This is a genomic window from Lacimonas salitolerans (assembly GCF_042677865.1).
GTDB classification, from domain to species: Bacteria; Pseudomonadota; Alphaproteobacteria; order Rhodobacterales; family Rhodobacteraceae; genus Lutimaribacter; species Lutimaribacter salitolerans.
The window spans coordinates 1-9202 of the sequence record NZ_JBHUDD010000003.1; the positions used below are offsets into that span (position 1 = coordinate 1).

The 9202-nt window shown below is 60.4% G+C and carries 9 protein-coding genes and 2 pseudogenes; 9 read left to right on the forward strand and 2 right to left on the reverse strand.

Features of this window, described 5'->3' with window-relative positions; translation table 11 throughout:
• On the reverse strand, positions 1 to 689 hold a 689-nt coding region (locus ACFTOW_RS00705; RefSeq protein ID WP_379912061.1), incomplete at its 3' end, for a phage tail tube protein.
• Positions 690 to 758: 69 nt separating this feature from the next.
• Between ACFTOW_RS00705 and ACFTOW_RS00710 the strand changes: the two are divergent.
• The 8 genes and pseudogenes from ACFTOW_RS00710 to ACFTOW_RS00745 form a co-directional block, all read left to right on the forward strand.
• Positions 759 to 1043 (forward strand): annotated as a pseudogene (locus tag ACFTOW_RS00710) (bactofilin family protein); the annotation flags it as partial.
• Between the two features lie 42 nt (positions 1044 to 1085).
• Positions 1086 to 2411, forward strand: coding sequence for a recombinase family protein (locus ACFTOW_RS00715; RefSeq protein WP_379912074.1), 1326 nt, complete (start codon positions 1086 to 1088; stop codon positions 2409 to 2411).
• Positions 2408 to 2803, forward strand: coding sequence for a hypothetical protein (locus ACFTOW_RS00720; RefSeq protein ID WP_379912063.1), 396 nt, complete (start codon positions 2408 to 2410; stop codon positions 2801 to 2803). Before ACFTOW_RS00715 ends, ACFTOW_RS00720 begins: the two co-directional genes overlap by 4 nt.
• A gap of 148 nt (positions 2804 to 2951) precedes the next feature.
• Positions 2952 to 4106: a DNA phosphorothioation system sulfurtransferase DndC gene (gene dndC / locus ACFTOW_RS00725; protein WP_379912065.1), complete on the forward strand. Its 1155-nt coding sequence runs from the start codon at positions 2952 to 2954 to the stop codon at positions 4104 to 4106.
• The gene (locus ACFTOW_RS00730) at positions 4107 to 4307 is read left to right on the forward strand and encodes a hypothetical protein (RefSeq protein ID WP_117412167.1); all 201 of its coding nucleotides are present in this window, start codon (positions 4107 to 4109) and stop codon (positions 4305 to 4307) included.
• 6 nt (positions 4308 to 4313) lie between these two features.
• Positions 4314 to 5933 (forward strand): AAA family ATPase, encoded by a 1620-nt coding sequence (locus ACFTOW_RS00735; RefSeq protein WP_379912068.1) that lies wholly within the window; start codon positions 4314 to 4316, stop codon positions 5931 to 5933.
• A gap of 42 nt (positions 5934 to 5975) precedes the next feature.
• Entirely contained in the window at positions 5976 to 6398 is a 423-nt protein-coding gene (locus tag ACFTOW_RS00740; RefSeq protein WP_379912070.1) for a hypothetical protein, read from the forward strand.
• The gene (locus ACFTOW_RS00745) at positions 6395 to 7930 is read left to right on the forward strand and encodes an ATP-binding protein (protein WP_379912072.1); all 1536 of its coding nucleotides are present in this window, start codon (positions 6395 to 6397) and stop codon (positions 7928 to 7930) included. The genes ACFTOW_RS00740 and ACFTOW_RS00745 overlap by 4 nt, the downstream gene beginning before the upstream one ends.
• A 22-nt stretch (positions 7931 to 7952) precedes the next feature.
• On the opposite strand, the gene ACFTOW_RS00750 is transcribed toward ACFTOW_RS00745, so the two are convergent.
• The gene (locus tag ACFTOW_RS00750) at positions 7953 to 8324 is read right to left on the reverse strand and encodes a methyltransferase domain-containing protein (protein WP_379912076.1); all 372 of its coding nucleotides are present in this window, start codon (positions 8322 to 8324) and stop codon (positions 7953 to 7955) included.
• A 105-nt stretch (positions 8325 to 8429) separates the two neighbouring features.
• Here ACFTOW_RS00750 and istA point away from each other — a divergent pair.
• Positions 8430 to 9202, forward strand: a pseudogene (gene istA, locus ACFTOW_RS00755) (IS21 family transposase); the annotation flags it as partial.

The following is a 9202-nucleotide window of genomic DNA, read 5'->3' on the forward strand; positions in this document are numbered from 1 at the left end:
CAAAGAGCTACACCGGCCAACGTCAAAACTGATTGACGCGCCGCGACAATCAAAATCACAAACACCTTGGTCTCGATCCGGTCGAGATTGTTGGCGTAGGTGATGTCGGCTGAAACCACATTGCCGAGGGCGGTTCCGTTCCGCGTGATCGCCCCGTTGAAATGACCAAACCGCTTCAGCGCCAGATCAGCGGGCGAGCCTGCGCTGGTTGTGGTGGCAATCGCCTCGCCCTGCGCCACCAGGCGCGCGGTCGCGGTCAGCAGGCCCGAGCGCTGCACCTGCCACGACAACTGATCCAGCACGCAGCCGGAATACATCGCATAGCGCGGCACCTCCGGCATGCCGGTTTCGATCGACATGCTGGGCAACGTCCAGGCACCAGACTGGAATTCATGGGTCCAGGGGCCGGTGCCAGTCGTGATTGGGTCACCAAAGGCCGCCTTCAGCCAGAACCCGAAGGCCTCGGCGTCGAGCGGCACCACGACATCGCCATCGGCCGTGACAGCGTCCTTGATCGGTGCCAGCGGATCGCGGCCGTAGCCGAGAAGCTCCGAGTTCAGCAGCGGCTGCTCCGCCCCGAGCGAGGTGCTGGCGAAGGGCATGCGCGTGAAGCCGCCGGCGGGCGGCGTTCCGTAGGTGGTTTCGAACGCCAGCGCCATCAGCGCCCGCGCCCCCTGGGCTCGTGCCATGGTGGTTTCTCCTGTATGTTGAAACGGATGAGCTCCGGGAGGGGCCGAAACTCAAAAAGGCTGAATTGAATGACGGACAAAGAACATCCCGCCGCCGGGGCCGGTGGCCGCTCGCATCTTGGTGCAGGCTCGCGCATCACGGGCGAGCTGTACTTTCCCGGCACCGTCGAACTGCCCGGTTACGTCAAGGGGCGCGTGGAAGCCTCCGCGATCGTCATCGAGGAAGCAGGCGAAGTCGAAGGCGAAATCCACGCCGCCAGCATCACCATCAAGGGGCGCATCAATGGCCAGGTCATGGGCGGCAAGGTAGCGCTGCACACAAGCGCGCGGGTGACTGGCGAAATCACCTACGAGAGCCTGGGTGTTCTTCGGACTCAAGAACCACAGGGGGCGGAAGTGACGAAGCCGCCCGAAAAATCGAAGGTCGTCCGCAAGCTGCGCTGTGCGGTCTACACCCGCAAATCCTCCGAGGAAGGGCTGGAGCAGGAGTTCAACAGCCTCCACGCTCAACGCGAGGCCTGCGAGGCGTACATCGCCAGCCAGCGGTCCGAGGGTTGGGTGCTGGTGCGCGATCAGTATGACGACGGCGGCATCTCCGGCGGCACGCTGGAGCGGCCCGGCCTGAAGCGGCTGCTGGAGGACATCGAGGACGGGCTGGTCGACGTGGTCGTGGTCTACAAGATCGACCGCCTGTCGCGCTCGCTCGCCGACTTCGCAAAGCTGGTGGAGGTCTTCGACCGGAACGGCGTGACCTTCGTCTCGGTCACCCAGTCGTTCAACACGACCACGTCCATGGGGCGGCTGACGCTGAACATCCTGCTGAGCTTCGCCCAGTTCGAGCGCGAGGTGACCGCCGAGCGCATCCGCGACAAGGTCGCCGCCAGCCGGAAGAAGGGCATGTGGATGGGAGGGGTGCCGCCCTACGGCTATCGGGTCGAGAACCGGAAGCTGGTGGTCGACGAAGAAACCGCTGCGCATGTACGCTGGATCTTCGCCCGCTTCCTCGAGATCGGGTCCTGCACGGAACTGGCGCGGGAGGTTGGCACGCGCGGAATCCGGACGCCGCGCGGCAACCGAATCGACAAGAAATACATCTACCGGATGCTTAGCAACCGCACCTACATCGGTGAGGCGGTCCACAAGGGCGAAAGCTATCCCGGCGAGCACGACGCGATCATTGACCGCGAAGCGTGGGATCGCGTCCACGCCATCCTGCAGGAAAGCCCCCGCAAGCGCGCCGCCCGGACTCGCGCCGACACGCCCGCGCTGCTGAAGGGACTGCTGTTCGGGCCCGATGGCGCCGCGTTCTCGCCGACGCATACCCGCAAGGGCGACCGGCTCTACCGCTACTATGTCAGCCAGACCGTGCTGAAACACGGCGCTGGGTCGTGCCCGGTGGGCCGCGTGCCAGCAGGGGATATGGAGGCCGCCGTCATCGATCAGCTGCGCGCTGTGTTCCGCCAGCCGGAGATCGTGGCCGGGACATGGAAGGCGGCACGCGCCCACACCGACGACATCTCCGAGGCCGACGCCCGCACCGCCCTGCAGCAGCTCGACCCGCTGTGGGACGAACTGTTCCCTGCTGAGCAGGCCCGCATCGTGGCGCTGCTGGTCGAGCGCGTCGATCTCGGGACCGAGGGCCTGAACGTGCGGCTGCGCGTGGATGGTCTCGGCGGCCTCGCGCGCGCGATGCTGGCCGAAGACACGGGAGCGGCCGCATGACGCGCGGCGCGCCGATTCCCGACACCGTGACGCTCCATGTCCCGTTCCGCATCGTGAAGCGCGGCGGGCGGAAGGAGATGCAGATGCCCAAGGGCGCCACGCAGTCGCGCCGGACGGATAGCGCGCTGATCAAGGCGCTGGCGCGCGCCTTCCGTTGGAAGCGCATGCTGGAGTCGGGAGAGTTCACCACCATCGCCGAACTGGCAGAGCGCGAGGGGATCGCGCCGTCCTACATGACCCGCGTCCTACGCCTGACGCTGCTCGCGCCCAATATCGTCGAGGCGATCCTGGACGGGAAGCAGGAGCCGGAGGTCACACTGGCGCGGTTGCTGGAGCCGGTCCCGGTGGAGTGGTCGCAACAGCCATCAAGCTTGCTTACTCGGAACCTTTGACACCCACACGCGCGGCACTCTCGGCCATACAGCACAGAATCGGCTCAGCTCTGGCAGCATCTCCAATTTACAGTGGGTCGCGGAGACTGCTACACAAGATACAGATAAAGCGAGTGAATCGCGCCTACACAAGGGGGACAGCAGTTTGATGGACGGCGCTGAAGCACTCGCCATTGAAGATGAGAGCGCAGCGCTCTTTGATGCTATTCGGGCAGAAATGCTCGATGAGTATCGCCAAGACCACGATTGGCCTTGGATCATCGGCTATTCCGGCGGCAAGGATAGCACGCTTGTCACGCATCTCGTGTTCGAAATGCTTTTGTCCCTTCCACCTTCGCAGCGCACCCGTCCGGTGCACGTAGTGGCCAACGACACTCTGGTCGAAAGCCCTCTTGTCGTCCAGCACATCATCGAAAGCATGGAAGAGATCGAAGGAGCGGCCAGCGCGTTCAGGCTTCCGGTCATCACCAAGATCACGCGGCCTTCGCCGGACCAGTCCTTCTGGGTGAACCTGATTGGCCGGGGCTATCCCTCCCCGAATCGCTCGTTTCGCTGGTGCACAGATCGGATGAAAATCCTTCCCACCAGCCGGTACATTAAGAGCCAGGTGGACCAAGCCGGAAAGGTTGTGCTCCTGCTCGGGGTGCGGCGATCGGAGAGCGCGACGCGCGCTGCGTCGGTAGGCCGCTATGACAATGGAGAGCGCCTGAACAAGCACAACGACCTTGTTGGCTGCATGGTCTTCCGACCCATTGTCGAACTGCATACCGATGATGTCTGGGAGTTTCTCGCCCTGAACGAACCGCCTTGGGGCGGTTCGCACCTCAAGCTGATAGGGCTCTATCGCAACGCAAGCGGTGGGGAATGCCCGGTCGTCACCTCCAAGGATGATGCACCGTCCTGCGGTACGACGTCCTCGCGCTTTGGCTGCTGGACCTGCACGGTTGTGGAGAAAGACCGGAGCCTCGAGGGCTTCGTAGAGTCCGGTTACGCCGAGTTCACGCCCCTTCTGGACTTCCGGGACTGGCTGGTTTCGATCCGCAACGAAAAGGAGCGCCGTCAAGCCCGGCGTCGTGACGGCCGCATCACGATCACGGATGGCGGAACGTTTATCCCTGGCCCCTTTACCCTCCAGACTCGCGCTGAGATTTTCGAACGGCTCCGCGGCTTGGAGGAGGAGACCGGACAAAGCTTGATCACCGAGGAAGAAGTTGATCTCATCCACCAGCTTTGGTCCGAAGAGATCGCGGGCCACAGCAAGTCGAGGACCATGAGTGTCCGTGAAATCGTGAAGGACAAGTAGATGCCGCGTAATGTTGTAGTGCTTCTCGATAATCCAGATGGACGGACCATGATCAAGGATGCCTGCAAGGCCAATGGAATGCTCTTCGCCGAGTTTGAAGAGCTGGTGCAGGCTGAGGTTGAACAAACGGGTAAGCAGCGCCGCGCTGGCCTTTGGGATTCCTTCGACGATATCCTCGATCGCATTCAGGTGGATGAATAACAGCCCATGCATCTTTCACACATCACGTTGCGAGACTGGAAGGCCTACACTACGGCCAATTTTGATTTCCCGGCACCGGCAAGCGGTCGAAATATCATTCTAATTGGCGCGCCCAATGGTTACGGAAAGACAAGTCTTTTTGAGGCCATTGTGCTCGGAATGTTTGGGCGGGATGGCCTGCCGCTGATCGCCCGCTCACCGTTTTCGGGCACGGACAAGGAGCGCCTCGCCACCTCCTACAAAAACTTTCTGGAGAAGGCGCTCCATGGTGGTGCAACCGCGGCGGGGCGAACGTCGTGCTCGGTCAAACTGATCTTCACCGACGACAACGATGAGCCGCTTGAAATCCAGCGCATCTGGCATTTCAGCGACTCTGGCGCGTATCGCCCTCAAGATGAGGAAATCCACATCTATGAGGGCTCAACCCGTAAGGCCGTTGGCCCAGGGGCGTTGCAGGGAAACGACCGCGCAGATTGGTTTCGCGAGTACATTGCAGAAAATCTTCTGCCCTTCACACTGGCGCACTTCTTCATGTTCGATGGCGAACAGGTGAGCGTGCTTGCAGAGCGGGAGATGTCGGCGCAGGTTCGCGCTGGCATCGAAGGACTGCTTGGTATTCCAGTTCTGAAACAACTTGCAAAGGACTTGCGCTCCTATGCAGAAGTTCGGCGCAAGGAGTCCCCGAACGTTTCCGACAAGACTATCGAAAAGCTGGAACTCGAGCGACACACGCTCACCTTCGAGTATGACAAGAAGTCAACTCGTCTGGCCGAAATCGAACCCAGTCGAGCCGCTCTAAAGGAAGAGCAAGAACATCTGATCCGCGAACTGGCCAGCTTTGGCGCTGGTTCGCAGGCCCTACTTCAAGAGCAATTCGAGCAAATCAAGAACTATGAGCGCGCTATTGAAGACGGAAATGCACAGCTCGAAGATCTGATGATGAAAGACCTTGCGCTGGCGCTGTGCGGCCTACCGCTTCGAAAGAGCGTCAAGGCCCGGCTTCTAAGCGAGGGCGTGCTCGAGCGCTGGGAGAATGGGAAAAGCCAGGGAGACAGCAATCTGGAGCGCTTCCTTGCCTCGGTCGATGCCGGCATGCAGGAGCTTGATCCGGCGCTCACGGGTGGCCAGCGAGAAGGCGTTTTGAACAGCGCTCGCAGTGCTTGGGAGAAGCTCTGGTATCCGCCTCCCGACAACTGTGCAGAGGTCTATCTGCACCCATACCTGAATGAGCTGGAACGCTCCAAAGTGATCGATCGGCTCGAAGAGCTGGATGAGTTGGGTGCGCCGGCGATTGTCGAACTGTTGGCCAGCATTGCAGCCAACGAAGAGGCGCTTAAGCGCCTGCAAGATGAAGTCACGCGCACCGAAGCCGTAGCACCACATGTGGATACGAAGCGCGAGCGCCTATCCCATGTCGGCAGCGAACTTCAGAGGTTTGATCAGGAGATCGGGGCGCTGCGGCGTGAGATGGCCTCGCTGGAAAGCCAAATTGGCCAGAAGAATACGGATCTGACGAAGCTCTCCGGACAGCTTGACCAAGCTGCCCCGTCCGCCCGGCGCGCCGCGCGTGCGAACAAGGTCGCGATGATGGTCGACCAGATCGTTGCAAAAGCAGTGCCAAGCTAGATTGACGCAATAGCGGCGGCCATGACGACGGCGCACCGCTCCATGGCACACAAGAAAGACCTGGTGGAGCGTATTGCGATTGATGAGAATTGCGACGTGAAGCTCCTTAACGCCGCTGGCGTTGACTTGCGTGGCTATGACCTCTCGGCTGGGGAGAAGCAGATCTTCACGCAAGCCTTGATCTCTGCCGTGTCGTCGGTTTCGGGCCGTGGCTTTCCAATGGTTGTCGATACGCCGCTCGGACGTCTTGATATCGAGCACCGCAAGGGTGTGCTGAATCATCTCGTGCAGCGCGAACATCAGGTTATCTTGCTCTCCACAAACACCGAAGTCGTGGGAGAGTATCTTCGGGAAATTGCGCCGCACGTGCAGAAAAAGTATCTGGTCCACTTTGAGCGGGTTGGTGATATCGGTCAGTCCACGGTTCGTCCCGGATACTTTGAAGAGACGGGAGGACAGGCATGAGCATTTCCCTCGTTGAAGTCGCGGGCGCCAACTTACGCACAGATTACGACAGCGACAAGCTCAACACAGATTTCATGGGGCGGCTTGGGATGCGCAAACGCTATCTCCCCGCCCGCTTAGCAATCTCGCGTTCCCTCGCGATGAGCGCTCCAATTTCCCTTTCAGCTGATGAGCTGGAGCCGGGAAAAGTGATCAAGGGCGACACGCTTTTCGGCACTGGCACAGCGCTTTCCGTATGGCTGGCGCTGATCGTGGAGCGTGCCGGGGAGCCGGACGTCGATATCAAAAGACTTGTCACGCTGGTCGGTGCCCATTGGCGGCGTGGTCTGGCAAAGCTGGACGACGAGTGGGAACAGGCTGGAGCCGATCTCGGACAATTTATTCGGCGTCTTGTAGACGTGGCTGAACTTCCCTCAGCGGGAGGCCGTTTGCCGACGTCCGGCGGCGCGGGCGCATCCGGTGCCACCTTCTCCAGCGGCGAGATCAAGGTTCCCCTCGGCGAGATCGGGGAGGATGTCGCCACCAAGGAAAAGGTCTTTTGGAGCCTGAATGGTAAGGGTGGCGCGCCCCATACGGCAATCATGGGCGGTAGCGGCTCGGGCAAGACGGTCATGGCAGCCGCCATGCTGCGTTCCATTCGTGAGCAGGCTCAGGTGCCGCTGCTGGCCTTTGATTTCAAGGGGGACCTCGCAGGCTTTACTGGCACGAAGGGTCAAACCGCGCTCGGTGAAGCCTTTGAGGCGCAAGTCATCGAGCCTCCACGAATGCCAATCCCGCTGGACGTTCTTGCGCTCTCACAGAAGGACCAATTCGGGATTGACGAGGCGGCGATGCGATTCCGTGAGTCCTTCTCGCGGCTAAAGGGCTCAAAGCTTGGAAGCATCCAGCGCAACTACGTTCATGAAGCAGCCAGTCGAGCGCTTTCCTCCGAGGAACCCTGTGAGCTACGGCACATCCGCGACCGCTTGCACGAGGTCTATCAGGAGCACGAAGCCAAGGAAGACGGCGCCGTCTCAAGCATGGAAGAGTTGTGCCGTTTCCCACTGTTCGAGCCAAAGTTCTCTCCTGCGGACTTCTTCCAGAAGAGCTGGATCATCAAGCTGCCGCCAAACGTACCCGAAGATAGCCGTACGATTGTCGTCAACCTACTGCTGGATGCGCTCGATCAGTACCTGAACGGCCTTGTGGATGCCGAGACGAGCCGAGATGGCGCGCGCGGCCTTCGCATCCTGTGCATGGTCGATGAAGCGCACCAGATCCTTGGGACCAAGCTGCCCTCGCTATCTCGTCTGATCCGCATGAGCCGTTCCAAAGGCGGCGTTGTTATGCTGGTCTCTCAATCTCCCGATGACTTTTCCGGCGAAGACGATGAGTTCCTGGACAACATGGGCTTGGTCGCAGCGTTCGCGACCAACGCTAAACCAGGGGCCGCCGCGCGCGTCCTCGGAAAGGGCGCCAACCTCACAAACCTTCAGACAGGCCAATGCTTCGTGCGGTTCGACAAGACCACAAAGAAGATTAGGGCTTGGTAATGCTCTCGCCGCCTTTTTTCCCTTAAGCGTCTATGCGAAGAGCCTGCCATTTGATGTGAGGCCGTCCGAGTAGATCAGTCTGGGTTTCAAGTTCCTGAACTTGCAAGCCAAGTTCGGATGCCGTCTCTTTGAACTCGTCGAGAGATACTTTGTATATTCCGCGATCTGGCTCCTGGGGCCCGAGGCGTAGAGTTAGGTAGAGCATACCGTCGCTCTTGAGCAAATCCATAATGGATTGCAACGCTTGCCGCCGATCAACTGGTCGAACGTGCATCCATACGGCGCTGACCACAATAAGGTCAAAGGTCTCGCCGCTGGCATGTAGCGTTGAAAGATCAGGCAGGTGATCGTCACGCCAGTCGATTGCGCGTTTCGCATGATGGCGGGCACTGATTTCAGCTGATCGTGGGCAGTGATTTCACGGGAAGGCGGGCACCTGTTTCACGGCATCGCGGGCAGTGATTTCACGCGATCATGGGCAGGACTGGCCAAAGAANGCGAGCGTTCGATTGCCGCGTCGCTGGGACTTGGGAAAGGAAGTGTGGGGACCTACCTGCGCCGCGCGCGCGACGCTGGTTTGGCGTGGCCATTGCCGGAAGGTCTGGATGACGACAGCCTTGAGCTGTTGTTATTTCCAAATGCATCGGATGTATCCGATCCGGACCGTCCGGTTCCGGATTGGGCGGCGGTGGACAAAGAGCTGCGTCGGCGCAGCGTGACCCGCATGTTGCTGTGGCAGGAATATCGTGCGCAGCACCCCAACGGGTTTGGTTACACTTGGTTTTGCACCCATTTTGAGGCGTGGAAGGGCCGCGTCCGGCCAAGCATGCGGCAAACACATGTCGGCGGCGAGAAGGTATTTATCGATTTTGCGGGTGACACGATCGACATTGTCGATCCGGCTACGGGGGAGATCAGCGAGGCCAAGCTGTTTGTCGCGGCGATGGGTGCCTCGAGCTATACTTATGCTGTGGCTGTCGCCAGCGAAGGCCTTGAGGACTGGATTGCAGCCCATGTCGGAATGTTCGCCTATCTGGGTGGCGTGCCGCAGATCGTCGTGCCCGACAATCTCAAGTCTGCCGTGATCAAGGCAGACCGGTATGATCCCGGCTTGAACCGGACCTATGCTGAAATGGCGGAACATTACGGCACGGCCATCCTGCCGGCGCGCGTGCGCAAACCCAAAGATAAAGCCAAGGTCGAGGTGGCCGTTCAGGTTGCCCAACGCTGGATCCTCGCACGGCTGCGCAATCACAGGTTCTTCTCGCTGGC